Raw genomic sequence first — 22,404 nt, forward strand, 5'->3', positions numbered from 1 at the left:
CGCGGCTAGCGTGAGCCCATGGCCTCCATCTTCGACTCCATCCGCCGGGCGGGCTTCCGCCGCGGCCCGCAGCGGATCCTCGCCGGCATCTGCGGCGGCATCGCCGCGAAGACGCGCATCAACGTGTGGCTCGTGCGCCTCGTCACGCTGCTGCTGTTCGCGCTGCCGGTCGTCGGCTGGGGCCTCTACGCGGTCGTGTGGGTGCTGACGCCGAACCACCGCGGCTCGATCCCGCTCGAGCGCTGGCTCGGGCGCGGCTGACGCGGCAGGCGCCGCATCGCTCGCGGCTCAGTCGCCGCCGGAGGGTCCCGTGTCGTCGCGCTTCCGCTCGCGCCGCAGCATGCTCGCGGGTGCGACCGCGGCGGCGCCGAAGCGGTCGTGCACCGCGTCCATCGCGCGCTCCGCGCTCCCCCACGTCTCGGTGTCGTCCCACAGCAGCCCGTGGTCGGCGGCGTCCTGCACCGAGCTCGCCCGCACGCCGAGGAGCCGCACGGGCGGCAGCTCGCCGAGCCCGTCGAGCAGCGACCACGCCGTTTCGACGAGCACGCGCGTGACGTCGGTCGCCTCCGGCAGCGTGCGCGAGCGGGTGATGGTGCGGAAGTCGTGGAAGCGCACCGTGAGCGTCACGGTGCGCGCCTGCACGCCCGCGTCGCGGAGGCGCCGGCCCACGCCCGTCGCGAGGCGCAGGATCTCGCCCTGCAGCTCGGTGCGATCGAGCACGTCGTGCGAGAACGTGTGGTTGTGCCCGAAGGTCTTCTCGTGACCGCGCTCGCGCACCTCGCGCGCATCCCGTCCCCACGAGAGCTCGTGCAGGTGGCGGCCGGTCGCCTCGCCGAACCACGCCTCGAGCCGCTCGAGCGGCGTGCGCGCGACGTCGCCGACGGTGTGGAGCCCGTAGCGCGCGAGGCGCTCCTGCTGCTTCGGCCCCACGCCCCAGATGGCGCTCGCGGGCTGCGGGTGGAGGAAGTCGAGCACGTGCTCGTCGGGCACGACGAGCAGCCCGTCGGGCTTCGCACGACCGGAGGCGAGCTTCGCGACGTGCTTCGTGCTCGCCGCGCCGACGGAGGCGACGAGACCCGTCTCGGCCCGGATGCGCTGCCGGAGCCCCGGTCCGATGCGGTTCGCGCCGCCGGAGAGGCGACGCAGGCCCGCGATGCCGACGAAGGCCTCGTCGATGCCGAGCCGCTCGACGTCGGGCGAGACGTCGTCGAGGATGCCCATCACGTGCTTCGAGAGGCGCGAGTAGAGGTGGAAGTCGGGCTCGAGCACGATCGCGTTCGGGCACAGCCGCAGCGCCCGCCCCATCGGCATCGCGGAGTGCACGCCGTACTTGCGGGCCTCGTAGGTCGCGGCGGTGACGACCGAGCGCGTCGAGTCGTGGCCGATCACGACCGGGAGCCCGACGAGGTCGGGCCTCGCGAGCAGCGACGCCGAGGCGAAGAACGCGTCGAGGTCGACGTGCAGGATCGTCGCGGTCGAGTCGTCGACGTCGTGGCCCGAGACGAGCCGGTTCGACCCATCCTGCTTGCTCACGCATCCATCGTCCCACGTACCGGCGACACGGCTTCGAGACACCGCTCGATCGACGACGGCGGAACGCACGGCAGGATGGAGGCATGCAGCACCCAGGCCTCGAGCACCCGTTCACCCGCTACGTCGCGCTCGGCGACAGCTTCACCGAAGGAGTGGGCGACGAGGAGCCGAACCTGCCGAACGGCGTGCGCGGGTGGGCCGACCGGGTCGCGGAGGAGCTCGCGCGCTCGCGGCCCGACTTCGAGTACGCGAACCTCGCGATCCGGGGCCGGCTGCTGCAGCAGATCGTCGACGAGCAGCTCGAGCCGGCGATCGCGCTCCAGCCAGACCTCGTGACGATCTCGGCGGGCGGCAACGACCTCATCCGGCCCGGCGGCGACCCCGACGCGCTCGCGGCGCGGCTCGACGAGGTCGTCGGGCGGCTGCGCGCGACGGGCGCCGAGGTCGTGCTCTTCAACGGCCCCGACATCGCGATGACGCCAGTGCTGCGCGCGATCCGCGGGAAGGTCGGCATCTACAACGCCAACCTGCACGGCGTCGCGGCGAAGCACGGCGCGGTGATCGCCGACATGTGGTCGGCGCGGCAGCTGCAGCAGCCGCAGATGTGGGCCGCCGACCGGCTGCACTTCTCAGCGCTCGGCCACCACGCGATCGCGATCATCGTGCTCGACGCGCTCGGCGTGCACCACGCGCTCGAGCCGATGGCGCCGGAGCCGCTGCCCGTGCGCACGTGGCAGCGCATGCGGCGCGACGACCTGCAGTGGGCGCGCGAGCACCTCGCGCCCTGGGTGCTGCGACGGCTGCGCGGCCAGTCCTCCGGCGACACGATCTCGCCGAAGCGGCCCACCGCCGCGCCGGTCGTGCTGCCGCGCGACGACGAGGGCGCCGCCGGCTAGTCGAAGTACCAGCCGAGCACCTGCGGTGCGTTCGTGATGCGCCACCACGCGTCCGGGGGCGCCAGGAGGCTCGCGGTGCGCACGGGAGCGACCGCGTCGCCGCGCTCGAGCCGCACCTCGCCGACCGGCTGCGGCACGGCGCCCGCCTCGATCGGTTCGACCGTCGCGCTCCACCCGGGGGCGTCGTCGGCGAAGACGTGCGCGTCGAGCGGGGCGGTCGCGACCGCTCGCGTCGACGCTCCCCACGGCGCCCGGTACTCGGCGACGACGGTGCCCGGCTCGACGATCGTGCGCGTGGCGAAGCTCGGCCACAGGCTCTCGAGCAGCCCGATCATCGCGGCGTCGGTCTCGTCGGCCGCGATCGTGCCCATCACGATTCCCACGACCCGGCGCTGCTCCCCGTCGACCTCGCGCGTGGCCGTGACGAAGAGGTTCCGACCCCAGACCTTGAGCGTGCCGGTCTTGCCGCCGTCGATGTCGTGCTGGCCGAGGATGCGGTTCGTGTTGGGTGCGATGCCGATGCCGGGGATGCGCACCGACTCGAGCTGGATCGTCGCGAGCACGACGGGGTCGGCGACGGCCATGAGCGCGATGCGCGTGAGGTCGGGCGCGCTCGAGACGGAGCGGGCGTCGAGTCCGGCGGGATCGGCGAGCACCGTGTCGTCGAAGCCGTGCCGATCGGTCCAGGCGGCGGCCGCCGCGGCGAAGCCGTCCATGTCGCCGAACGCCCAATTGGCGAGCGACCAGATCGCGTTGCCGGCCGAGTCGACGAGCGACCACTCCACGAGGTCGCGCTGCGTCACCTGCATGCCGTCGAAGACCGGCGCGATGGGCGCGTTCTCGCGCACCGCTCGCGCTTGCGCCGCGACGTCGTCCGCGTCGAGCGTGATGACGGCGCCGCGCGAGTCGCCCTCGATCGGGTGCGCGTCGAGCACGACGAGCACGGTGACGAGCTTCGCGACGCTCGCCATCGGGTGCGCGTCCTCGCTCCCCCACGCCTCCCACACGTCGGGGCCGCCGTCGATGCCCACGACGCCGTAGCCGGCGGCGCGCGCTGCCTCGGGCCACGCGACCTGCGCGGCCGGCAGCTCGGCCGGCGCGGCCTCCACCGGCTCGCCCGCGACCGCCGGGGCGGGAGCGACGAGCACGGCGGCGGCGAGCGCGACGGCCGCGACGAGCGCGACGACGAGGAGCGAGCGCAGCAGCACGACGAGCGGATGCGTGCGGCGGGCGGCCGCGGGCGCGCGTGCGGTCATCGCAGCGCCCACATCGCGACGGCGGCCGAGGCCGCGACGTTGAGCGAGTCGACGCCGTGGTGCATGGGGATGCGCACGACGCGGTCGGCGGCGGCGATCGCTCGCGCCGAGAGGCCAGGTCCCTCCGAGCCGAAGACGAGCGCGACGCGCTCCGCGGGCGCCGCCGCGTACTCGTCGAGGTCGACGGCGTCGTCGCGGAGCGCCATCGCGACGACCTCGAAGCCCGCGTCGTGGAAGACGGGGACGGCTGCCTCGAGCGAGTCGATGCGCGCCCACGGCACCTGCAGCACCGTGCCCATCGAGACGCGCACGCTCCGCCGGTAGAGCGGATCCGCGCACGTCGAGGTCACGAGCACCGCGTCGCCGCCGATGCCGGCGACCGATCGGAACGCCGCGCCGACGTTCGTGTGGTCGACGAGGCCGTCGAGCACGACGACGCGACGGGCGCGCTCGAGCAGCGCCGACGCATCCGGCAGCACGGGTCGGCGCATCGAGGCGAGCGCGCCTCGGTGCAGGTGGAAGCCCGTGATCTGCTCGAGCACGCCCTCGTCGCCGACGAAGACCGGTACGTCGAGGCCGCCGACGAGCCGCTCGACGTCGGGCAGCCAGCGCGGGGCGACGAGCACCGAGCGCGGCTCGTGGCCCGCGCGCAGCGCGCGCTCGAGCACCGTCTGCGACTCGGCGATGTAGAGGCCGCGCTCGGGCTCGGTGCGGCGGCGGAGGGCGACGTCGGTGAGCCCGACGAAGTCCTCGAGCCGGGGGTCGGCGAGCGAGTCGATCGACACGATCTGCATGCGCTCCCAGCCTTCCCCCGCCGGGCTCGAGGATACCGGGGCTAGGGTCGTGACCGTGCTCGACACCGCCATCGACCTGCTGCGCGGTCGCCGCATCGCGGTCGTGACCGGCGCGGGCATCTCGACCGACTCCGGCATCCCCGACTACCGGGGTGCCGGCGCGCCGCCGCGCAACCCCATGCTGTTCGAGACGTTCCTCGCGAGCGCTGACGCGCGACGCCGCTACTGGGCGGGCAGCCACCTCGGCTGGCAGCGCTTCGCCGGCGTGCAGCCCAACGAGGGCCACCGGGCGCTCGCGCGGCTCGAGCGCGCGGGGCTCACGACCGGCATCGCGACGCAGAACGTCGACGACCTGCACGAGCGCGCCGGCTCGACGAACGTGACGCACGTGCACGGGCAGCTCCACACCGTCTCGTGCCTCGACTGCGGCACGACCTTCGACCGGCACCGGATCGCCGACGAGATCGAGCGGCTGAACTCGTGGATCCGCATGCCCGAGCGAGTGCGGCTCCAGCCCGACGGCGACGTCGAGATCGACGCGTCGCAGCGCTTCGAGGTGCCCGCGTGCCCGGTGTGCGGCGGCATCCTCAAGCCCGACGTCGTCTTCTTCGGCGAGCTCGTGCCCGTCGACGTCTTCGCCGCGGCGCGCGACATCGTCGCGGCGGGCGAGGTCGTGCTCGTCGCGGGCTCCTCGCTCGTCGTGAACTCCGGCACGCGGCTGCTCGAGGTCGCGCGGCGCGAGGACGTGCCGATCGTGATCGTCAACCGCGGGCCGACGAAGTGGGACGGCCGCGCGGCGGCGCGCGTCGAGGGTGGCACGAGCGAGTCGCTCTCCGCGATCGCCGACGCGCTCGGCGCGCCGGCCTGAGCCGCGACTGCGGCGTCAGCGCGCGCGGCGACGCGGCGACGCCGCGGCGACCTGGGCGAGGAAGGCGCCGAGCCGCTCGGCTGAGGCGCGCCAGCTGAACCGCGCGGCCTGCTCGCGGGAGGCGCGCGAGACGGCCGCCCACTCCCCCTCGAGGGCGCGCACGGCGCGCGCGAGCGCATCCGCGTCTCCCACCGGGAAGTAGCGCGCCGCATCGCCGCCCACCTCGCGGAAGATCGCGGTGTCGGCCACGACCGCGGGCACGCCGAGGCTCATCGCCTCGAGCAGCGGGATGCCGAAGCCCTCGTCGCGCGACGCGTGCACGAGCGCCGTCGCGCTCCGCAGCAGCTCGGCGTACTCGGCGTCGGTGACGCCGTCGTGGAAGACGACGGATGCGCCTGCCGCGAGCCGTGTGAGCCGCTCGCGCGTCGCCGGGTCGACGCGGCTGCACAGGTGCAGCTCGTGCTCGGGCAGCAGGCGCGCGGCGGTGACGAGCGTCTCGACGTCCTTGTAGGGCATGAACGAACCCATGTAGACGAGCCGGCGAGTGGGCGGCTCGGCGTGCCCGACGGGCTCGCCGAGCGGCGCGAACGCGTTCGGCACGACCGCGACCGGCCGCCGCGTGAGGCGGTGCCGCTCGATGAGGCCGCGGGTGGTCTCGGAGACGGTCGCGACGCCGTCGACGGCGTCGAGCAGCATGCGCTGCGGCGCGAAGGAGCGGTGGTAGAGCCGCCACAGGAGCCGCACGGGGGCCGGGAGGCTCGGCGGCGGGGTCGGGTGGCGGTAGTAGATGAGGTCGTGCACCGTCGTCACGAGCGGCCACGCGCGGCCGATCGAGCCGATCGTCTGCATCGGCGAGAACGCGACGTCGGCGCGCACGCGTCGCAGCCGCCACGACGTGAGCGGCTCGAGCGGACCGGTCGGCGAGGGGCCGAGCACGTGCGGCAGCCGCGGGAGCATCGAGAGCTGCCGCTCGTCGCTCACGAGCATCGTCACGTCGTGGTCGCGCGCGAGCTCGGCGACGAGCTCGGCCGAGAAGCGCGAGATGCCGTCGTGCCGCTCGAGGCGCACGTAGCGGCAGTCGAACAGGATGCGCATCAGCGCGCGGCGCCCTCGGCGAGGAAGCGGCGGACGACGGCGGCGGCCTCGCGCGGCTGCTCGTAGTGCACGAGGTGGCCGGTGCCGCGGAGCACCGCGAGGCGCGCGTCGGGGAAGCGAGTGCGCAGCCGGTGCTGCTCGCGCAGCGGCGTGATGTCGTCGCGATCGGCGGCGATGAGCTGCACGGGCTGCGCGATGCGGGCCGCGACCTCGCCGACCGTGTGGCGGATGGAGGCGTCGAACGCCTCGAGCACCGACCGGCGCGAGGCGTAGCTCGAGAAGTAGGCGTCGTGCTGGCCGTGGATCCAGGCGCGCAGCCCCCGGTCGCGCGTCTTCGCCATGAACGCGCTCATGCCGCGCACGATCGGCGGCGCGCCGAGCAGCGCGAGGCCCGCGCGCTCGGGCAGGGCGGCCGCCGCGCGGTAGTAGCCGAGCGCGAGCGCCGAGCCGAGCCGGTTGGGGCCCGAGAGGGCGGGCGTCGCGATGGGGTTGACGAGTACGATGCGGCTCGCGTCGAGACCGCTCGCGGCGGCGTGCGCGACGACGATCGAGCCGAACGAGTGGCCGAGCACGGCGGCGCCGGGCGCCTCGCTCGCGACGAGCGCGCTGAGCCACGTTGCGTAGGCGTCGATGGATGCGGTGGACAGGGCCTCGGAGTCCCCGAAGCCGGGGAGGTCGGGCACGATGACCCGCATGCCGGGCAGGTGCGCGGCGATCGGCTCGAGCCCGTGGTGATCGCCGCGGAATCCGTGCACGAAGACGATCGGGCGCGCATCCGGCTCGCCGTACTCGAACACCGCCGTGGCGGTGCCGTCGACGTCGATCGAGCGCTCGCGCCGCGGGAGCGCGTCGAGCAGCGCTCGGTACGGCGACGGGCGCGATCCGCTTTCCACTGGCACCGGTCGAGCCTACCCGCGGGTGTGGGAGGTGCGGGCTACCGTGGGCGCATGACGGAGACGAGCGTGCAGCTGCGGAGGCCGATCCTCGAGGTGAGCCCCGAGGCGCCCGATCGCTGGATCGATCGGCTCGCCGTCTTCGACCTCGAGACGACGGGCATCGATCCCGCGCAGTCGCGCATCGTCACCGCGTTCGTCGGTGTGCTCGATGCGAGCGGCGCCGTCATCGAGGGCCGCTACTGGATCGTCGACCCCGGCGTCGAGATCCCGGCCGCGTCGACCGCCGTGCACGGCGTCACGACCGAGCGGGCGCGCGCCGAGGGCGCGCAGGCGCCGATCGCGGTGCAGGAGATCCGCGACGAGCTCGCCCGCCACTTCGCCGGCGGGCTCGCGGTGTGCGCGTTCAACGCCGCCTACGACTTCTCGCTCCTCGCCGCCGAGTGCCGCCGCTACGGCATCGAGCCGCTCGACGCGCGGCCGGTCATCGACCCGATGGTCATCGACCGCCAGGTCGACCGCTACCGCCGCGGCAAGCGCACCCTCACGGTCGCGGCCGAGGTCTACGGCATCGAGCTCGTCGACGCCCACGACGCAAGCGCCGACGCGATCGCCGCGGGCCGGCTCGCGCAGGTCATGACCGCCCGCTACCCCGAGCTGCGCATCGACCCGATCTCGCTCCACGAGCTCACCGAGCGCTGGGCAGATGAGCAGGCGGCGGGCTTCGAGGAGTTCAAGCGCCGCTCCGACCCGACGTTCAACGCGGGCCGCGGCTGGCCGCTGCGCGCGGTGGAGCTCTAGAGCGAAGACCCCTTCGGCTCTCCGCCGCCCCAGCGCCGAGGCCTGTCTCGCGCCTCGGCGGCAGAGTGCCGACACGCTGCGGTCTGCCAGCGCCGTCAGCGCAGAGTTCCGGCACTCTGCGGTTCGCGGCCGCCCTCAGCGCAGAGTCCCGGCACTCTGCGCGCGGGGCGACGAGAGAGGGCGACGAGCCGAAGCCCGTCGCCCTCTGTGCGTGCTGCTGCGATCAGCCGCCGAAGCCCTTGTAGCGGTTCTTGAACTTCTCGACGCGGCCGGCCGAGTCCATGATGCGCTGCTTGCCCGTGTAGAACGGGTGCGAGGCCGACGAGATCTCGACGTCGATGACGGGGTAGGTCTCGCCGTCGAGCTCGATCGTCTTGTCGCTCGTGATCGTCGAGCGCGTGAGGAACGTCTCGCCCGAGGCGAGGTCGCGGAACACGATCGGGCGGTAGTCGGGGTGGATCTCGGTCTTCATGGGTTTCCTTGGTCGCTCGGGCGCGGAAGTCTTCGGTCGGCGTGCGGGCCGACAGACGAGTGTATCAGGTGGGAAGGGCTCGGGTGCGGCTCAGCGCTTCGCGCGCGCCGACCAGCGGCCGCCCTCGCGGGCGATGGCGAGCGGGATGTCGAAGGTCTCGGTGAGGTGCGCATCCGTCAGCACGTCGTCGAGCGGCCCCGCCGCGACGATGCCGCCCTCGCGCAGCAGCATCGCGTGCGTGAAGCCCGGCGGGATCTCCTCGACGTGGTGGGTGACCATGACGATCGCGGGCGCGAGCGGGCTCGACGCGTACTCCTCGAGCGAGGCGAGCAGCGACTCGCGCGCGCCGAGGTCGAGGCTGCCGGCGGGCTCGTCGAGCAGCATGAGCTCGGGGTCGGTCATGACGGCGCGAGCGATCTGCACGCGCTTGCGCTCCCCGTCGGAGAGCGTGCCGAAGGGGCGGGTCGCGAGGGCGCTGAGGTCCCACGCGTCCATGACCTCGGCGGCGCGCTCGAGGTCGAGCGACTCGTACTGCTCGCGCCAGCGGCCCGTCACCGCGTAGGCCGCGGTGAGCACGACGTCGCCGACGCGCTCGGCCGCCGGGATGCGGCGCGCGAGGCCCGTCGCCGCGAGGCCGATGCGCGTGCGGAGCTCGAAGACGTCGACCTTGCCGATGCGCTCGCCGAGCACGTCGACCTGGCCGGAGGTCGGATGCGTCGTGGCCGACGCGAGCTGCAGGATCGTCGACTTGCCGGCTCCGTTGGGGCCGAGGATCACCCAGCGGTCGGCCTCGTCGACGCTCCACGAGATGCCATCGAGGATCCGGTTCCCGTTCCGGACGAAGGAGACATCGCGGAGCTCGAGCACGTTCGCCATGCCAGCGAGCCTATCGACCGGCGCGCTCGTCGATGACGCGCTGGTAGACCTCGCGCGTCTCGGCCGCGATGCGGTGCCAGTCGAAGTGCTCGGCGGCGCGCGCCCGGCCGGCCTCGCCCATCCGCTTGGCGGCGGCGGGGTCGGCGACCATGCGCGTGAGCGCGTCGGCGAGGTCGGCGACGAAGCGGTCGGGGTCGGTGGGCGTGCCCGTGCCGTCCTGCACCTGGTCGATCGGCACGAGGTAGCCCGTCTCGCCGTCGACGATGACCTCGGGGATGCCGCCGGTCGCGCTCCCGACGACGGGCGCGCCGCACGCCATCGCCTCGAGGTTGACGATGCCGAGCGGCTCGTAGACGCTCGGACACACGAACGTCGTCGCGTGGCTCAGCAGCACCCGCACGTCGTCGCGGGCGAGCACGTCGTCGATCCAGATGACACCGCCGCGCGCCGAGCGGAGCTCGTCGACGAGGCCCTTGACCTCCGCGAGGATCTCCGGCGTGTCCGGCGCCCCGGCCACGAGCACGAGCTGCACGTCCTCCGGGAGCGAGCGAGCGGCGCGCAGCAGGTGCGGGAGACCCTTCTGCCGCGTGATGCGGCCGACGAAGACGACGGCCGGTCGGTCGGGGTCCATGCCGAGCTCGCGCGCGCGATCCGCGTCGGGCAGCGGCGCCCACGCCTCGAGGTCGATGCCGTTGTGGATCGTGACGACCCGCTCGGGGTCGAGCGACGGGTAGGAGCGCAGGATGTCGGCGCGCATGCCGTCCGAGACGGCGATCACGCGGTCGGCGGCCTCGTAGGCGCGCCGCTCGATGTCGCTCGAGATGCGGTAGCCGCCGCCGAGCTGCTCGGCCTTCCACGGGCGCAGCGGCTCGAGCGAGTGCGCGGTGACGATGTGCGGGATGCCGTGCAGCTCCTGCGCGAGCCGGCCCGCCTCGTTCGCGTACCACGTGTGCGAGTGCACGAGATCGGCGTCGGCGACCGCGTCGGCGATCTGCAGGTCGACCGCGAGCGTCTGGAGCGCGCCGTTCGCGTCGGCGAGCTCGGCGGGCACGTCGTAGGCGGTCACGCCCTCCTCGTCGCGCGGGGCGCCGAAGCACCGCACGCGCACCTCGGTCGAGTCGCGGAGCGCCTTCACGAGCTCGGTGACGTGCACCCCCGCTCCCCCGTAGATCTCCGGCGGATACTCCTTCGTCAGCAGGTCGACGCGCATGCCCTCACAGTACGCCAGCGCATCCGCACCCGCCGTCCGGCTCCTGGTCAGCGTGCAGACAAGAACCGTAGGGTGAACCCATGGACAAGAAGGTCTTCGGGATCGTGCTGGCAGGCGGCGAGGGCAAGCGGCTCATGCCGCTCACCGCCGATCGGGCGAAGCCGGCGGTGCCGTTCGGCGGCGCCTATCGACTGATCGACTTCGCGATCTCGAACCTCATCAACTCGAGCCTGCGGCAGATCGTCGTGCTCACGCAGTACAAGTCGCACTCGCTCGACCGCCACATCTCGCAGGTGTGGCGCATGTCGTCGATGCTCAACTCCTACGTCACGTCGGTGCCGGCCCAGCAGCGCACCGGCAAGCACTGGTTCGCCGGCAGCGCCGACGCGATCTTCCAATCGCTCAACCTCATCGCCGACGAGAAGCCCGACATCGTCGTCGTGGTGGGCGCCGACCACGTCTACCGGATGGACTTCCGCGACATGATCGACGCCCACCTCGCCTCGGGAGCGCGCGCGACCGTCGCGGGCATCCGCCAGCCGATCGAGCTCGCGCACCAGTTCGGCGTCATCGAGGAGGACGACGACAAGCCCGGCTACATCCGCGCGTTCCACGAGAAGCCCGCCGACGCATCCGGCTTCGCCGTCGCGCCCGGCGAGGTGCTCGCGTCGATGGGCAACTACGTCTTCGACGCCGACGCGCTCGTCGAGGCCGTGATCGCCGACAATCGGCTCGAGGACTCCGACCACGACATGGGCGGCGACATCATCCCCTGGTTCGTCGAGCGCGGCGAGGCGGCGATGTACGACCTCAAGAACAACACCGTCCCCGGCGCGACCGAGCGCGACAAGTACTACTGGCGCGACGTCGGCACGATCGAGTCGTTCTTCGACGCGCACATGGACCTCATCTCGGCGCTGCCGATCTTCAACCTCTACAACCGCGAGTGGCCGATCTACACCCAGACGGTGAACGCGCCCCCGGCGAAGTTCACGAGGGATGCGTGGGGTCGCGCGGCCGACGTCAACGAGGCGATCGTGGGCGCGGGCTCGGTCGTGCAGGGGGCGAGCGTCGTGCGCAGCGTCGTCTCCCCGTGGTGCACGATCGACGCGGGCGCGACCGTCTCAGACGCGATCCTCTTCGACCAGGTGCACGTCGGCGCCGGCGCCGTCGTGCGGAGGGCGATCATCGACAAGGGGGTCGAGATCGGCCCCGGCGTGCAGATCGGCGTCGACCACGAGGCCGACCTCGCGCGCGGCTTCTCCATCTCGGCCTCCGGCATCGTCACGGTGCCGAAGGGCTCGACGATCCTGTGACGGGGGCATCGCTCCTCGTCGTCACCGACGTCGACTCGACGCTCATCCGCGACGAGGTCATCGAGCTGCTCGCGCGCGCGGTCGGGCCCGACGCCGAGCGGCACGTCGCGGCGGTCACCGAGCGCGCGATGCGCGGCGAGCTCGACTTCGCCGCCTCGCTCGCCGAGCGCCTCCTCATGCTCGAGGGGCTGCCGGTCTCGGTGCTCGACGCGGCCCGCGAGCAGGTGACGGTCACCGACGGCGTGCCCGAGCTCGTCGCCGAGGTGCACGGGCGCGGCGGCCGCATCGCGGCGGTCTCGGGCGGCTTCCACGAGGTGCTCGACCCGCTCGCGGCCGAGCTCGGCATCGACCACGCGCGCGCGAACCGGCTCGAGGTGGCGGATGGGCGCCTCACGGGCCGCTCGATCGGCCCCGTCATCGACGGCGCGGCCAAGCGCGACACGCTCGAGTCGCTGCGGCTGAACCTCGGCGTGCCGCGCGAGCGCGTCATGGCGGTCGGTGACGGCGCGAACGACGTCCTCATGATGGAGGCGGCGGGCATCTCGGTCGCGTTCTGCGCGAAGCCGCTCGTGCGCGAGGTGGCGACGAACGCCATCGACGTGCCCGACTTCCGCGAGCTCATCCCGATCCTGCCCGGCTGAGGCGCCGATGGCCGCTCCCTCGCAGCGCATCGCGATCGTCTCCGACATGCACGGCAACCTCACGGCGCTCGAGGCGGTGCTCGCCGACGCGCGGCGGCGCGGGGCGGATGCGGTGTGGTGCGGTGGCGACCTCGTCGGCAAGGGGCCGCGGGGTCGGGCCGTCGTCGCGCTCGCGCGCGAGGCGTGCGACGTCGTGGTGCGCGGCAACTGGGACGAGGCGGTCGCGGCGCCCGAGCGCTCGCCGTGGACGGCGCCCGCGTGGTACCGCGACGAGCTCGGCGCCGAGGCGCTCGCGTGGCTCGCCTCGCTCCCCTTCCATCACGACGCGGTGCTCGGCTCCCGCCTCGTGCGCCTCTTCCACGCATCCGCCGACTCCGTCCACCACCGCGTGCGCTCGGGCGCCGACGATGCGACCTTCGACGCGATGTTCGAGCCGACGGATGCGACGGGTGCGGTCGCGCGGGCCGACGTCGTCGCGTACGGCGACCTCCACGACCAGTGGCTCGACATCCGCCGGGGCCGGTGGCTGCTGAACGTCGGCAGCGCCGGCAACGAGCTCGACGGCGACCCGACCGCGGCATACGCGCTGCTCGAAGCGGGCGACGCCGGCGAGCTCTCGGTGCAGTTCGTGCGCGTGCCCTACGACGTCGAGGCCGAGATCGCGATCGCGCGCGCGGCCGGCATCCCGTTCCTCGAGCACTGGATCGCCGAGCTCCGCTCGGGCGTCTACCAGCGCCGCGCCTGAGCGCCGCCCTCGTCGGCTAGTGACCCATGCCGAGGCCGCCGTCGACGGGGATGACGGCGCCCGAGATGTAGGCGGCCTCGTCGCCGGCGAGCCAGCGCACGACCCCGGCGACCTCCTCGGCGCTGCCGTAGCGCGCCGCGGGGATCGCCTGCTTGTACTCCGCCTGCGTCTTCTCGTCGAGCTCGGCGGTCATGTCGGTCGCGATGAAGCCCGGCGCGACGACGTTCGCCGTGATGCCGCGGGCGCCGAGCTCGCGCGTGATCGAGCGGGCGATGCCGACGAGCCCGGCCTTCGAGGCGGCGTAGTTGACCTGGCCGGGGCCGCCGTAGAGGCCGACGACGCTCGAGATGAGGATGACGCGGCCCCACTTGGCCCGCAGCATGCCCTTCGAGGCGCGCTGCGCGACGCGGAACGCGCCGCCGAGGTTCGTGTCGACGACCGCCGCGAAGTCCTCCTCGCTCATGCGCATGAGGAGCGTGTCGCGCGTGATGCCCGCGTTCGCGACCACGACCTCGACCGGGCCGAGCTCCTGCTCGATGCGCGAGAACGCCGCGTCGATCGAGGCGGCGTCCGTGACGTCCGCCGCGACCGCGAGCGCGCCCTCGGGGCCGGAGCCGTCGCGCGAGGTGATCGCGACGCGGTGACCGGCGTCGAGGAAGGACTGGGCGATCGCGCGGCCGATGCCGCGGTTGCCGCCGGTGACGAGCACGGTGCGAGAGGTCATGCGAGCCAGCCTAGAAGACGGGGGCATCCCGGAAGGCCGGGGCGAGCCCGAAAGACAGGGCTGGCGCAAAGGGCGCGCGCGTAGAGTGGTCGGGCCATGCGAGCACGGTCCGCGTCGATCACCGACCTCCCGATCTCCCCAGACGAGGATCGTGAGAGGCGCTTCCGCATGTACCTGTACATGATGCTCGTGCGGGTCGGGTGCCTCGGGCTCTTCTTCGTCGTGCCGGGCTGGTGGAAGCTCGCGCCGGCGCTCGTCGCCGTGCTCATCCCCTACTTCGCGGTCGTGGTCGCGAACGTCTCGACGCACGCGGTCGGCGAGGTGCGGGAGGCGCCGAACGCGCTGCCCGCCGGGCCGTCGGCGGCGAGTGGCTTCGCCGCGGACGACCGCACGTGGCGCGCTGCGCCCGACTCACTGGGCGGCGGGGCGCCGAGCGACCGCGACCGACCGGGAGCGGATCGATGAGCCTGCTCGGCATGCTCGACGGCGGCGCCAGCGCGCCCGAGCCGTCGGCGGTGTGCTCGTCGGCCGGGTGCTCGGCCCAGGCTGCGCACGCCCTGCACTGGCGCAACCCGCGCATCCACGACGCCGACCGCGTGAAGACGTGGGCGGCGTGCGCCGAGCACCGCGAGAGCCTCGCCGCGTGGCTGCGCTCGCGCGGCTTCCCCGTCGTCGAGACCGCGTTCGGCGAGACGGTCGAGCGAGTCGCCTGATGCTCACCCTCCTCCGCCAGCCCCGCTGGCTCGGCTACGTCGCGCTGGCGACGATCTTCGCGATCGCGTGCTGCCTCTTCGGCGTCTGGCAGTGGAACCGCCGCGAGGAGGCGCTCGCCGCGATCGAGCGGCTCGAGTCGAACTACGACCGCTCGCCGGTCGCGGTGGCTGAGGTCATGCCCGACCCGGCGACCTTCGACCCCGCGAAGCAGTGGACGCCCGTCGTGCTGGAGGGCGAGTACCTGCTCGACGAGCAGCTGCTGCTGCGCGGCCGCTGGCGCGGCGGCGAGGTCGGCTTCGACGTCATCGCGCCGTTCCGCACGACCGAGGGCACCGTCTTCATCGTCGACCGGGGCTGGATCGACCAGGCCTCGGGCGCCGAGCGGCCCGTCACCGACCCCGCGACGCCGGCCGGGCCGACGACGGTCGTCGCCCGGCTGCGCCCGAACGAGGGCGACATCCCCGGCCGGGGCGCTCCCGAGGGCCAGATCGCATCCGTCAACCTGCCGGCGATCGCCGAGGGCATCGACGGCGATGCCTACGTCGGCGCCTACGGGCTGCTCGTGAGCGAGGACGGCGCTGCGCCCGACGACGTCGCGATCGCCACGCGCCCCGTGCTCGACGAGGGACCGCACCTCTCCTACACGCTGCAGTGGTTCGTCTTCGCGCTCTTCGGCTACGCCGCGGTCGCGTGGGGCATGCGCGAGGAGCTGCGCGGCGACGCGCCGCCGCCGAAGCCGAAGCGCGAGCGGCGCTCTGACGCCGACGTCGAGGACGACATCCTCGACCGCGCCTGAGCGCTCCGGATCGTCGCCGCGTCAGTCGCGGACCGTCGGGATCGCCTGCGTCTTGAGCGACGGCACGCGCCAGTCGAGCAGCTCGCTCGCGATGCGCAGCGCGCAGACGACGAGCGCGATGCCCGTGAGCACGGCCCAGTGCCCCCAGCCCATCCACTCGGCGGTCGCCGCGGCGCTCGAGCCGAGCAGCGCCGGCAGCAGGTAGAGCCGCGAGTCGCGCCGGAACACGGCGGGGATGTCGTTCGCGAGGGCGTCGCGCAGGATGCCGCCGCCGATGCCCGTCAGCATGCCGACGAACGCCGCGCCGACCGGGTCGACGCCGTGGTGGACGGCCTTCGTCGCGCCCGCGACGACGAAGATGCCGAGGCCGATCGCGTCGAAGATGAGCACGGGCCGGTCGAGCTTGTCCATCCACCGGTGCAGCAGGAAGACGGCGAGCGCGCCGAGCAGCGCGGCGCCGATCATCCACCACTCGCGCAGCACCGCGACGGGAGTCGCGCCGATCAGCAGGTCGCGCAGCATGCCGCCGCCGGTGGCGGTGACGACCGCGAGCCCCGCCATGCCGACGAGGTCCATGCGCTTCTGCACCGCGAGCAGCGCGCCGGAGATCGCGAACGCGACGATGCCGATCGCGTTGAGCGCGCCGCCGACCGCCGACAGCCAGCCGACCGGCTCATCGAGCATGCGGACCTCCCTCGCGACCTGCCGTCAGGCTAGGCCAGGCCGATGAGGTCGAGGTACTCGGGGCTCCAGAGGTCCTCCGTGCCGTCGGGCATGATGAGCACTCGCTCGGGGTCGAGCGCCTCGACCGCTCCCTCGTCGTGGCTCACGAGGATGACGGCGCCCTCGTAGGCGCTGAGCGCGCCGAGGATCTCCTCGCGGCTCGCGGGGTCGAGGTTGTTCGTCGGCTCGTCGAGCAGCAGCAGGTTGGCGCTCGAGACCACGAGCATCGCGAGCGACAGGCGGGTCTTCTCTCCGCCCGAGAGCACGCGAGCGGGCTTGTCGGCGTCGTCGCCCGTGAACAGGAACGAGCCGAGCACGCGGCGCGCCTCGGTCGAGGTGATGTCGGGCGACGCCGAGAGCATGTTCTGCAGCACGGAGCGCTCGACGTCGAGCGTCTCGTGCTCCTGTGCGTAGTAGCCGACGCGCAGGCCGTGGCCGCGCTCGATCTCGCCCGTGTCGCTCTCGGAGACGCCCGCCAGGATCCGCAGCAGCGTCGTCTTGCCCGCGCCGTTGAGGCCGAGGATGACAACCCGCGAGCCGCGGTCTACGGCGAGGTCGACGGCGGTGAAGATCTCGAGCGAGCCGTACGACTTCGACAGGTCGCGCGCCATGATGGGCGTCTTCCCCACCGGGGCCGGCTTCGGGAAGCGCAGCTTCGCCACCTTGTCGACCGCGCGCTCCTCCTCGAGCCCGGAGCGCATCCGCTCGGCCCGCCGCGCCATCTGCTTGGCCGCGACGGCCTTCGTCGCCTTCGCGCCCATCTTCGCCGCCTGCAGCTCGAGCTGGCTCGCCTGCTTCTCGACGTTCGCTCGCTCGCGCTTGCGGCGCTCGGCGTCGGCTTCGCGCTGGCGCAGGTAGAGCTTCCACGACATGTTGTAGATGTCGATGACCTGGCGGTTCGCGTCGAGGTAGAAGACGCGGTTGACGGTCTCCTCGACGAGCTCGACGTCGTGGCTGATGACCATGAGGCCGCCCGAGTAGCCCTTGAGGAACTCGCGGAGCCATACGACCGAGTCGGCGTCGAGGTGGTTCGTGGGCTCGTCGAGCAGCATCGTGTCGGCGCCCGAGAAGAGGATGCGCGCGAGCTCGATGCGGCGGCGCTGGCCGCCCGAGAGCGTCTCGAGCGGCTGGTCGAGGATGCGGTCGGGCAGCTGCAGGTTCGAGGCGATCGCGGCGCCCTCGGCTTCGGCCGCGTAGCCGCCGAGCGCGAGGAAGCGGTCCTCGAGGCGGCCGTAGCGGCGCATCGCCTCGTCGGCGACCGCGCCGCCCTCGCCCATCTGCTCGGTCGCGACGCGCATGCCCTCGACGAGCTCGCCGAGGCCGCGGGCGTCGAGGATGCGTCGGCGCGCGGTCTGCTTCGGGTCGCCCGAGCGCGGGTCCTGCGGCAGGTAGCCGATCTCGCCCGAGCGCTCGATGCGGCCCGAGAAGGTGTGGCCGTCGCGGTCGTCGCTCACGCCCGCGAGCACCTTCGTCATGGTGGTCTTGCCGGCGCCGTTGCGGCCCACGAGGCCGATCTTGTCGCCCGCGTCGATGCGGAACGAGACGTCGCTCATGAGGGTGCGCGGGCCCACCGAGAGCTCGAAGCCTGACACGGCGATCATGCGCGCGGGAGCCTCTCTGGATGGGGGGAATGGTGGTCGGCCCGGCGAGCGGACCAGCCCACCAGCCTACCAGCGGCCGGTGGCCCGCCTCAGCGCCAGGGGCGCGCGAGCTCCCCGATGAGGTCGGTGAGCGCCGCCTGCAGCAGCGGGCCGAAGCTCACGCGGCGCGCGCCGCCCTCGCGCGTCGCCGCGAGGTCGCCGAAGATCGATCCGCGCACGGGGTGCGCGGTCACGTTGACGGGCAGCGAGACGCGCTCGAGGATCGCGCCGATCGCCGCCCTGCTCGGCGGCACGACCGGGTAGAGGCTGCGCGCGCCGGCCTGCTCCATGAGCTCGCAGCGCGCGATCGCCTCCTCGAGCGGGTCGCGACCGTGCAGGTGGGGGCGAGCGAACGCATCCGTGCGCGCGTTGATGACGACCTCGACGCCCGCCGCGTCAGCGGCAGCGCGGAGGCCCGCGATGTAGTCGGCGTGCTCTTGCGGCTCGCGCATGCGGCCCTCGGCGTGCACGGTGTCCTCGACGTTGAGGCCGACCGCGCCGGCCTCGAGCAGCCGCTCGATGAGCTCGGCGGGCGCCGCGCCGTAGCCCGACTCCATGTCGGCGCTCACGGGCACGTCGACGGATGCGGTGATGCGCGCGATCCCCTCGAGCGCGTCGTCGAGGCTCATGCCCTCGTTGTCGCCCTGCCCGCGCGACTCGGCGAGCGGGTGGCTGCCGATCGTGAGCGCCTCGAAACCGGCGTCGACAAGGGTGCGGGCCGACCACGCGTCCCATGCGGTCGGGAGCACGACGAAGTCGTCGTGCATGGTCAGGAGGGCGGTGGCCTTGCCGGCGAGATCGCTCATGCCGGGATCCTACGAGCAGTGGCCCTACAGTGGCTCCATGACCGCTGTCGCGCTCCCGCTCCCCCGCCGCACCGTGCTCGCCGACGCGCTCGTCGGGCACCGCTCGCTCATCAAGGACGTCCTGCTCGTCGCCGCCGGCATCACGCTCGTCGCGGCGCTCGCGCAGGTCGAGATCCCGATGTGGCCCGTGCCCGTCACGGGGCAGACGCTCGGCGTCATGCTCGTCGCCGCGTCGCTCGGCTTCCGCCGGGGCGTCGCCGCGATGGTCGGCTACCTCGCGCTCGGCGTCGCCGGCGCACCGATCTTCGCGGGCTTCACGGGCGGCCTGCTCGCGGTCGGCAAGCCGAGCTTCGGCTTCGTGATCGGCTTCATCGCGACCGCCGCGGTCGTCGGCTGGCTCGCCGAGCGCCGCTGGGACCGCCGCCCGCTGCTCGCGATCGCGCTCTTCGGCCTCGCGAGCCTCATCCCCTTCGCCTTCGGCATCCCCTACATGGCCGCGGTGCTCGCCGCGATGGGCACGCCCGTCGGGATCGCCGGCGCGCTGCAGCTCGGCTTCGTGCCGTTCATCGTGGGCGGCCTCGTGAAGTGGGCGCTCGCCGCGGCGATCATGCCCGCCGCGTGGGCCGGCGCGCGCCGCGTCGACCGCTCGAGCGACTGAGGGCGCCCGCCTCGGGTCGAGGCCGCGGCGTCAGCGGTCGGCGCGCTCGACCCGCGGATCCGGCAGCAGCACCTCGACCGAGGGCTTCCGGCGCGCCCGCGCCCACACGACGAAGCCCCACACGGTGAACCCGCCGTAGAAGGCGTACATCGCCGCGGTCGCCCAGTAGCCGGCAGAGAGCAGCAGCGGCACGCCGACGAGGTCGACGAGCACCCAGATGAGCCAGAACTCCGTCCAGCCGCGCGCCATCCCGTAGGTCGCGAGCAGCGAGCCGACGAAGGTCCAGGCGTCGGCCCACACGGGCTCGTAGGAGCCGAGCGCCGCGAAGAGTGGCGTGAGGGCGACCGTGCCGACGACGAGCACGGCGGCGAGTCCCGTGCGCTGCCGCCACGTGGCCCAGCGCGGCACGATCTGCCCGTCGGCGGCGCGCGCCTGCCGCCAGCGCACCCAGCCGTAGACCGCGACCGCGATGAACATCACCTGCCGGCCGGCTTGGCCGAGCAGCGTGGGCAGGGTGTGGGCCGGGTCGAGGATCGCGCCGAGGAAGACCGTGAGCAGCAGCACGTTGCCGACGATGCCCACGGGCCATGCCCAGACGCGCCGCAGCATGCCGCCCACCGCGCTCGCGAGCCCGAAGGCGTTGCCCACGACCTCGCGCAGCAGCAGCTCCTGCCCTCCGCCGACGGGGATGGTCGCGCCGTAGATCGCGGCGAGCCAGTCGAGGTCCATCCCACCAGCGTAGGTCCGCGCGAGGCTCGCGCAGCGCGTAGCGTTGGAGGCATGACCGACACGCAGACCGCGCCCGCCACCGACGACGAGGGCGATCGCGCGACCTTCGCCGCACTGGGCCTGCCGCCCGAGATCCTGCGCGCCCTCGACGACGTCGGCTACGAGACGCCCTCCGCGATCCAGGCCGAGACGATCCCGCTCCTGCTCGAGGGCCGCGACATCATCGGCCTCGCCCAGACGGGCACGGGCAAGACGGCCGCGTTCGCGCTGCCGGTGCTCTCGGCGATCGACGTCGCGCGGCGCGAGCCGCAGGCGCTCGTGCTCACCCCGACGCGCGAGCTCGCGGTGCAGGTGTGCGAGGCGTTCGAGCGCTACGCGGCGCATCTCGGCGGCGTGCACGTGCTGCCGATCTACGGCGGCCAGGGCTACGGCGTCCAGCTCTCCGCGCTCCGCCGCGGCGTGCACGTGGTCGTCGGCACCCCGGGCCGCATCATGGATCACCTCGCGAAGGGCACCCTCGACCTCTCGGGCCTCACCCACGTCGTGCTCGACGAGGCCGACGAGATGCTCCGGATGGGCTTCGCCGAGGACGTGGACGAGATCCTCCAGCAGACGCCCGCCGAGAAGCAGGTCGCGCTCTTCTCGGCGACGATGCCGCGGCAGATCCGGGCGATCTCGCAGCAGCACCTGCGCGAGCCCGCCGAGATCACGGTGCGCGCGAGCACGACGACGGCCCCCAGCATCACCCAGCGAGCCCTCATGGTCTCATACCAGCAGAAGCTCGAGGCGCTCACGCGCGTGCTCGAGGTCGAGCCGTTCGAGGCGGCGATCGTCTTCACGCGCACGCGCAACGAGACCGAGACGGTCGCGGAGCGACTGCGCGCGCGCGGCTACGCGGCGACCGCCATCTCGGGCGACGTGGCCCAGCCGCAGCGCGAGAAGACGATCGAGCAGCTCCGCTCGGGCGACCTCGACGTGCTCGTCGCCACCGACGTCGCCGCGCGCGGCCTCGACGTCGAGCGCATCAGCCACGTCATCAACTACGACCTGCCGATCGACACCGAGTCGTACGTGCACCGCATCGGCCGCACCGGCCGCGCGGGGCGCACGGGCGACGCGATCAGCTTCGTCACGCCGCGCGAGCGGCGGATGCTGAGCGCGATCGAGAAGGCGACGCGCGGCACGGTCGAGATCATGCCGATGCCGAGCGCGGGCGAGGTGAACGCCACGCGCCTCACGCGCTTCGACGACGCCATCACCGCCGCCCTCGGCGAGACGGAGCGCATCGAGCGCTTCCGCGAGATCATCGCCCACTACGTCGCGCACCACGACGCGCAGCAGGAGGACGTCGCCGCCGCGCTCGCCGTCGTCGCGCAGGGCGAGACGCCGCTGCTGCTCGACGTGGAGGCGGACCGCGCGCTCCAGGCACCCAAGGAGCGCGCCCGCGCCCGCGATCGCGACGCGGGTGGGGACCGTCCCGAGCGCGGCTCCCGCCGCGGCCCGTCCGACGCGACGACCTACCGGCTCGCCGTCGGGAGCAAGCGCGGCGTGGAGCCGCGGCAGATCGTCGGCGCGCTCGCGAACGAGGGCGGCCTCGGCCGCGACGACTTCGGGCGCATCACGATCCGCTACGACTTCACGCTCGTCGAGCTGCCGGAGCTCTCCCCCGGCCAGCTCGAGCGGCTCTCGCAGACGCGCATCCTCGGCGTGCCGATCGACATCCGCGTCGACACCGGCCGCCGCGAGCGCGACGAGCGCGGTCCGCGTCGCGACCGCGACGATCGGGCGCCCCGCCGGGAGCGCGACGAGCGGACGCCGCGCAAGCCGCGCCACGGGCGGGATCGGTGACCGGAGAGGCCACCGCCGACCCCTCGCCCCGCAGGCGGGCGAGCCTCGAGGTGCTGCGCGCCGAGGCTGCGGACGAGCGCTCGGTGCTCGTAGAGGAGCGCTTGCGCGCCGGTGAGGACCCGTGGGAGTTCATGTCGCAGCTGCCGAGCGTCGACGAGATCGTCGTGCTGCTCCTGCGTTCTGAGCGGATCCTCCCGCCGCACGCTGTGCGCCCCGATCACGAGGTGAGCGACCGAGTGCTCCGGCGCATCGTCGACGACTACCCGCAGCTCGCGCCGACGGTCTGGTCGATGCTCGAGCCGGCCGAGCCGGAGCGGGCGTGGACTCCGCGCGTGCGGCGCGACGCCGCCTGACCGCCCCTCCGGAGGAA

26 protein-coding genes are annotated in these 22,404 nt (G+C 73.4%); 13 read left to right on the forward strand and 13 right to left on the reverse strand.

Annotation, left to right across the window (positions count from 1 at the left end):
- Positions 1-18: 18 nt before the first annotated feature.
- Positions 19-261 carry a PspC domain-containing protein gene (locus JQT67_RS00830; RefSeq protein WP_208063102.1) on the forward strand — a complete coding sequence of 81 codons (243 nt, stop codon included), beginning with the start codon at positions 19-21 and terminating at the stop codon, positions 259-261.
- A 27-nt stretch (positions 262-288) separates the two neighbouring features.
- On the opposite strand, the gene dinB is transcribed toward JQT67_RS00830, so the two are convergent.
- Complete coding sequence (dinB, locus tag JQT67_RS00835; protein WP_208063103.1) at positions 289-1,533, reverse strand: DNA polymerase IV; 1,245 nt, start codon at positions 1,531-1,533, stop codon at positions 289-291.
- 83 nt (positions 1,534-1,616) lie between these two features.
- Between dinB and JQT67_RS00840 the strand changes: the two genes are divergently transcribed.
- Positions 1,617-2,429, forward strand: a complete 813-nt coding sequence (locus JQT67_RS00840) for an SGNH/GDSL hydrolase family protein (RefSeq protein WP_021009436.1) — start codon at positions 1,617-1,619, stop codon at positions 2,427-2,429.
- On the opposite strand, the gene JQT67_RS00845 is transcribed toward JQT67_RS00840, so the two are convergent.
- Positions 2,426-3,685: a D-alanyl-D-alanine carboxypeptidase family protein gene (locus JQT67_RS00845; protein WP_208063104.1), complete on the reverse strand. Its 1,260-nt coding sequence runs from the start codon at positions 3,683-3,685 to the stop codon at positions 2,426-2,428. The genes JQT67_RS00840 and JQT67_RS00845 overlap by 4 nt on opposite strands.
- Entirely contained in the window at positions 3,682-4,479 is a 798-nt protein-coding gene (locus tag JQT67_RS00850) for an RNA methyltransferase (protein ID WP_208063105.1), read from the reverse strand. The genes JQT67_RS00845 and JQT67_RS00850 overlap by 4 nt, the downstream gene beginning before the upstream one ends.
- Between JQT67_RS00850 and JQT67_RS00855 the strand changes: the two genes are divergently transcribed.
- Complete coding sequence (locus JQT67_RS00855) at positions 4,478-5,347, forward strand: Sir2 family NAD-dependent protein deacetylase (protein ID WP_052588556.1); 870 nt, start codon at positions 4,478-4,480, stop codon at positions 5,345-5,347. The genes JQT67_RS00850 and JQT67_RS00855 overlap by 2 nt on opposite strands.
- A 15-nt stretch (positions 5,348-5,362) precedes the next feature.
- Here JQT67_RS00855 and JQT67_RS00860 read toward each other — a convergent pair whose 3' ends face one another.
- On the reverse strand, positions 5,363-6,442 hold the full coding sequence (locus JQT67_RS00860; protein ID WP_208063106.1) for a glycosyltransferase family 1 protein: 1,080 nt from the start codon (positions 6,440-6,442) through the stop codon (positions 5,363-5,365).
- Positions 6,442-7,341: an alpha/beta fold hydrolase gene (locus JQT67_RS00865; RefSeq protein WP_307864135.1), complete on the reverse strand. Its 900-nt coding sequence runs from the start codon at positions 7,339-7,341 to the stop codon at positions 6,442-6,444. The genes JQT67_RS00860 and JQT67_RS00865 overlap by 1 nt, the downstream gene beginning before the upstream one ends.
- 48 nt (positions 7,342-7,389) lie before the next feature.
- On the opposite strand from JQT67_RS00865, the gene JQT67_RS00870 reads away from it, so the two are divergent.
- Positions 7,390-8,136, forward strand: coding sequence for an exonuclease domain-containing protein (locus JQT67_RS00870; protein ID WP_208063107.1), 747 nt, complete (start codon positions 7,390-7,392; stop codon positions 8,134-8,136).
- A gap of 223 nt (positions 8,137-8,359) precedes the next feature.
- Here the strand turns inward: JQT67_RS00870 and JQT67_RS00875 are convergent, their stop codons facing one another.
- From JQT67_RS00875 to glgA, 3 genes are all read right to left on the reverse strand, one after another.
- Positions 8,360-8,608, reverse strand: coding sequence for a type B 50S ribosomal protein L31 (locus tag JQT67_RS00875; protein ID WP_021009443.1), 249 nt, complete (start codon positions 8,606-8,608; stop codon positions 8,360-8,362).
- A gap of 90 nt (positions 8,609-8,698) precedes the next feature.
- A complete protein-coding gene (locus JQT67_RS00880) occupies positions 8,699-9,484 on the reverse strand; it encodes an ABC transporter ATP-binding protein (protein WP_208063108.1) in 786 nt (261 codons plus the stop codon).
- Between the two features lie 10 nt (positions 9,485-9,494).
- Positions 9,495-10,694: a glycogen synthase gene (glgA, locus tag JQT67_RS00885; RefSeq protein ID WP_208063109.1), complete on the reverse strand. Its 1,200-nt coding sequence runs from the start codon at positions 10,692-10,694 to the stop codon at positions 9,495-9,497.
- 80 nt (positions 10,695-10,774) lie between these two features.
- On the opposite strand from glgA, the gene glgC reads away from it, so the two are divergent.
- Genes glgC through JQT67_RS00900 form a run of 3 tightly spaced genes read left to right on the forward strand, consistent with a single transcriptional unit; the run spans position 10,775 to position 13,396 of the window.
- Positions 10,775-12,010, forward strand: a complete 1,236-nt coding sequence (gene glgC, locus JQT67_RS00890; RefSeq protein WP_208063110.1) for a glucose-1-phosphate adenylyltransferase — start codon at positions 10,775-10,777, stop codon at positions 12,008-12,010.
- The gene (serB, locus tag JQT67_RS00895) at positions 12,007-12,651 is read left to right on the forward strand and encodes a phosphoserine phosphatase SerB (protein WP_208063111.1); all 645 of its coding nucleotides are present in this window, start codon (positions 12,007-12,009) and stop codon (positions 12,649-12,651) included. The genes glgC and serB overlap by 4 nt, the downstream gene beginning before the upstream one ends.
- Positions 12,652-12,658: 7 nt before the next feature.
- Positions 12,659-13,396 carry a metallophosphoesterase gene (locus tag JQT67_RS00900; protein WP_208063112.1) on the forward strand — a complete coding sequence of 246 codons (738 nt, stop codon included), beginning with the start codon at positions 12,659-12,661 and terminating at the stop codon, positions 13,394-13,396.
- Positions 13,397-13,412: 16 nt separating this feature from the next.
- Here JQT67_RS00900 and fabG read toward each other — a convergent pair whose 3' ends face one another.
- On the reverse strand, positions 13,413-14,120 hold the full coding sequence (gene fabG, locus JQT67_RS00905) for a 3-oxoacyl-ACP reductase FabG (RefSeq protein WP_208063113.1): 708 nt from the start codon (positions 14,118-14,120) through the stop codon (positions 13,413-13,415).
- Positions 14,121-14,216: 96 nt separating this feature from the next.
- On the opposite strand from fabG, the gene JQT67_RS00910 reads away from it, so the two are divergent.
- Genes JQT67_RS00910 through JQT67_RS00920 form a run of 3 tightly spaced genes read left to right on the forward strand, consistent with a single transcriptional unit; the run spans position 14,217 to position 15,630 of the window.
- Complete coding sequence (locus JQT67_RS00910) at positions 14,217-14,585, forward strand: DUF3099 domain-containing protein (RefSeq protein WP_208063114.1); 369 nt, start codon at positions 14,217-14,219, stop codon at positions 14,583-14,585.
- Positions 14,582-14,833: a hypothetical protein gene (locus JQT67_RS00915; RefSeq protein ID WP_243755490.1), complete on the forward strand. Its 252-nt coding sequence runs from the start codon at positions 14,582-14,584 to the stop codon at positions 14,831-14,833. Before JQT67_RS00910 ends, JQT67_RS00915 begins: the two co-directional genes overlap by 4 nt.
- On the forward strand, positions 14,833-15,630 hold the full coding sequence (locus JQT67_RS00920; RefSeq protein ID WP_208063115.1) for an SURF1 family protein: 798 nt from the start codon (positions 14,833-14,835) through the stop codon (positions 15,628-15,630). The genes JQT67_RS00915 and JQT67_RS00920 overlap by 1 nt, the downstream gene beginning before the upstream one ends.
- Before the next feature lie 21 nt (positions 15,631-15,651).
- On the opposite strand, the gene JQT67_RS00925 is transcribed toward JQT67_RS00920, so the two are convergent.
- The 3 genes from JQT67_RS00925 to JQT67_RS00935 form a co-directional block, all read right to left on the reverse strand.
- Complete coding sequence (locus JQT67_RS00925; protein WP_021009453.1) at positions 15,652-16,314, reverse strand: trimeric intracellular cation channel family protein; 663 nt, start codon at positions 16,312-16,314, stop codon at positions 15,652-15,654.
- A gap of 29 nt (positions 16,315-16,343) precedes the next feature.
- On the reverse strand, positions 16,344-17,954 hold the full coding sequence (locus JQT67_RS00930; protein ID WP_208063116.1) for an ABC-F family ATP-binding cassette domain-containing protein: 1,611 nt from the start codon (positions 17,952-17,954) through the stop codon (positions 16,344-16,346).
- A gap of 89 nt (positions 17,955-18,043) precedes the next feature.
- Positions 18,044-18,799 carry an isocitrate lyase/phosphoenolpyruvate mutase family protein gene (locus JQT67_RS00935; RefSeq protein ID WP_208063117.1) on the reverse strand — a complete coding sequence of 252 codons (756 nt, stop codon included), beginning with the start codon at positions 18,797-18,799 and terminating at the stop codon, positions 18,044-18,046.
- A 37-nt stretch (positions 18,800-18,836) separates the two neighbouring features.
- On the opposite strand from JQT67_RS00935, the gene JQT67_RS00940 reads away from it, so the two are divergent.
- Positions 18,837-19,457: a biotin transporter BioY gene (locus JQT67_RS00940; RefSeq protein WP_208063118.1), complete on the forward strand. Its 621-nt coding sequence runs from the start codon at positions 18,837-18,839 to the stop codon at positions 19,455-19,457.
- 30 nt (positions 19,458-19,487) lie between these two features.
- Here JQT67_RS00940 and pnuC read toward each other — a convergent pair whose 3' ends face one another.
- A complete protein-coding gene (gene pnuC / locus JQT67_RS00945; RefSeq protein ID WP_208063119.1) occupies positions 19,488-20,186 on the reverse strand; it encodes a nicotinamide riboside transporter PnuC in 699 nt (232 codons plus the stop codon).
- Positions 20,187-20,237: 51 nt separating this feature from the next.
- Between pnuC and JQT67_RS00950 the strand changes: the two genes are divergently transcribed.
- Both JQT67_RS00950 and JQT67_RS00955 read left to right on the forward strand, forming a co-directional pair.
- The gene (locus tag JQT67_RS00950; RefSeq protein WP_208063120.1) at positions 20,238-22,034 is read left to right on the forward strand and encodes a DEAD/DEAH box helicase; all 1,797 of its coding nucleotides are present in this window, start codon (positions 20,238-20,240) and stop codon (positions 22,032-22,034) included.
- Positions 22,031-22,387 (forward strand): tryptophan synthase subunit alpha, encoded by a 357-nt coding sequence (locus tag JQT67_RS00955; protein ID WP_208063121.1) that lies wholly within the window; start codon positions 22,031-22,033, stop codon positions 22,385-22,387. The genes JQT67_RS00950 and JQT67_RS00955 overlap by 4 nt, the downstream gene beginning before the upstream one ends.
- Positions 22,388-22,404 lie beyond the last annotated feature (17 nt).

The sequence above is a fragment of the Agrococcus sp. TF02-05 genome (assembly GCF_017565345.1).
GTDB classification, from domain to species: Bacteria; Actinomycetota; Actinomycetes; order Actinomycetales; family Microbacteriaceae; genus Agrococcus; species Agrococcus pavilionensis.

Bases quoted from the DNA above. Each gene is read 5' to 3' on its own strand.
- JQT67_RS00830 (WP_208063102.1), top strand. From the start codon at position 19: ATGGCCTCCATCTTCGACTCCATCCGCCGGGCGGGCTTCCGCCGCGGC.
- JQT67_RS00840 (WP_021009436.1), top strand. From the start codon at position 1,617: ATGCAGCACCCAGGCCTCGAGCACCCGTTCACCCGCTACGTCGCGCTC.
- JQT67_RS00845 (WP_208063104.1), bottom strand. From the start codon at position 3,685: ATGACCGCACGCGCGCCCGCGGCCGCCCGCCGCACGCATCCGCTCGTC.
- JQT67_RS00855 (WP_052588556.1), top strand. From the start codon at position 4,478: ATGCGCTCCCAGCCTTCCCCCGCCGGGCTCGAGGATACCGGGGCTAGG.
- JQT67_RS00850 (WP_208063105.1), bottom strand. From the start codon at position 4,479: ATGCAGATCGTGTCGATCGACTCGCTCGCCGACCCCCGGCTCGAGGAC.
- JQT67_RS00860 (WP_208063106.1), bottom strand. From the start codon at position 6,442: ATGCGCATCCTGTTCGACTGCCGCTACGTGCGCCTCGAGCGGCACGAC.
- JQT67_RS00870 (WP_208063107.1), top strand. From the start codon at position 7,390: ATGACGGAGACGAGCGTGCAGCTGCGGAGGCCGATCCTCGAGGTGAGC.
- JQT67_RS00875 (WP_021009443.1), bottom strand. From the start codon at position 8,608: ATGAAGACCGAGATCCACCCCGACTACCGCCCGATCGTGTTCCGCGAC.
- JQT67_RS00880 (WP_208063108.1), bottom strand. From the start codon at position 9,484: ATGGCGAACGTGCTCGAGCTCCGCGATGTCTCCTTCGTCCGGAACGGG.
- glgA (WP_208063109.1), bottom strand. From the start codon at position 10,694: ATGCGCGTCGACCTGCTGACGAAGGAGTATCCGCCGGAGATCTACGGG.
- glgC (WP_208063110.1), top strand. From the start codon at position 10,775: ATGGACAAGAAGGTCTTCGGGATCGTGCTGGCAGGCGGCGAGGGCAAG.
- JQT67_RS00900 (WP_208063112.1), top strand. From the start codon at position 12,659: ATGGCCGCTCCCTCGCAGCGCATCGCGATCGTCTCCGACATGCACGGC.
- fabG (WP_208063113.1), bottom strand. From the start codon at position 14,120: ATGACCTCTCGCACCGTGCTCGTCACCGGCGGCAACCGCGGCATCGGC.
- JQT67_RS00910 (WP_208063114.1), top strand. From the start codon at position 14,217: ATGCGAGCACGGTCCGCGTCGATCACCGACCTCCCGATCTCCCCAGAC.
- JQT67_RS00915 (WP_243755490.1), top strand. From the start codon at position 14,582: ATGAGCCTGCTCGGCATGCTCGACGGCGGCGCCAGCGCGCCCGAGCCG.
- JQT67_RS00920 (WP_208063115.1), top strand. From the start codon at position 14,833: ATGCTCACCCTCCTCCGCCAGCCCCGCTGGCTCGGCTACGTCGCGCTG.
- JQT67_RS00925 (WP_021009453.1), bottom strand. From the start codon at position 16,314: ATGCTCGATGAGCCGGTCGGCTGGCTGTCGGCGGTCGGCGGCGCGCTC.
- JQT67_RS00930 (WP_208063116.1), bottom strand. From the start codon at position 17,954: ATGATCGCCGTGTCAGGCTTCGAGCTCTCGGTGGGCCCGCGCACCCTC.
- JQT67_RS00935 (WP_208063117.1), bottom strand. From the start codon at position 18,799: ATGAGCGATCTCGCCGGCAAGGCCACCGCCCTCCTGACCATGCACGAC.
- JQT67_RS00940 (WP_208063118.1), top strand. From the start codon at position 18,837: ATGACCGCTGTCGCGCTCCCGCTCCCCCGCCGCACCGTGCTCGCCGAC.
- pnuC (WP_208063119.1), bottom strand. From the start codon at position 20,186: ATGGACCTCGACTGGCTCGCCGCGATCTACGGCGCGACCATCCCCGTC.
- JQT67_RS00950 (WP_208063120.1), top strand. From the start codon at position 20,238: ATGACCGACACGCAGACCGCGCCCGCCACCGACGACGAGGGCGATCGC.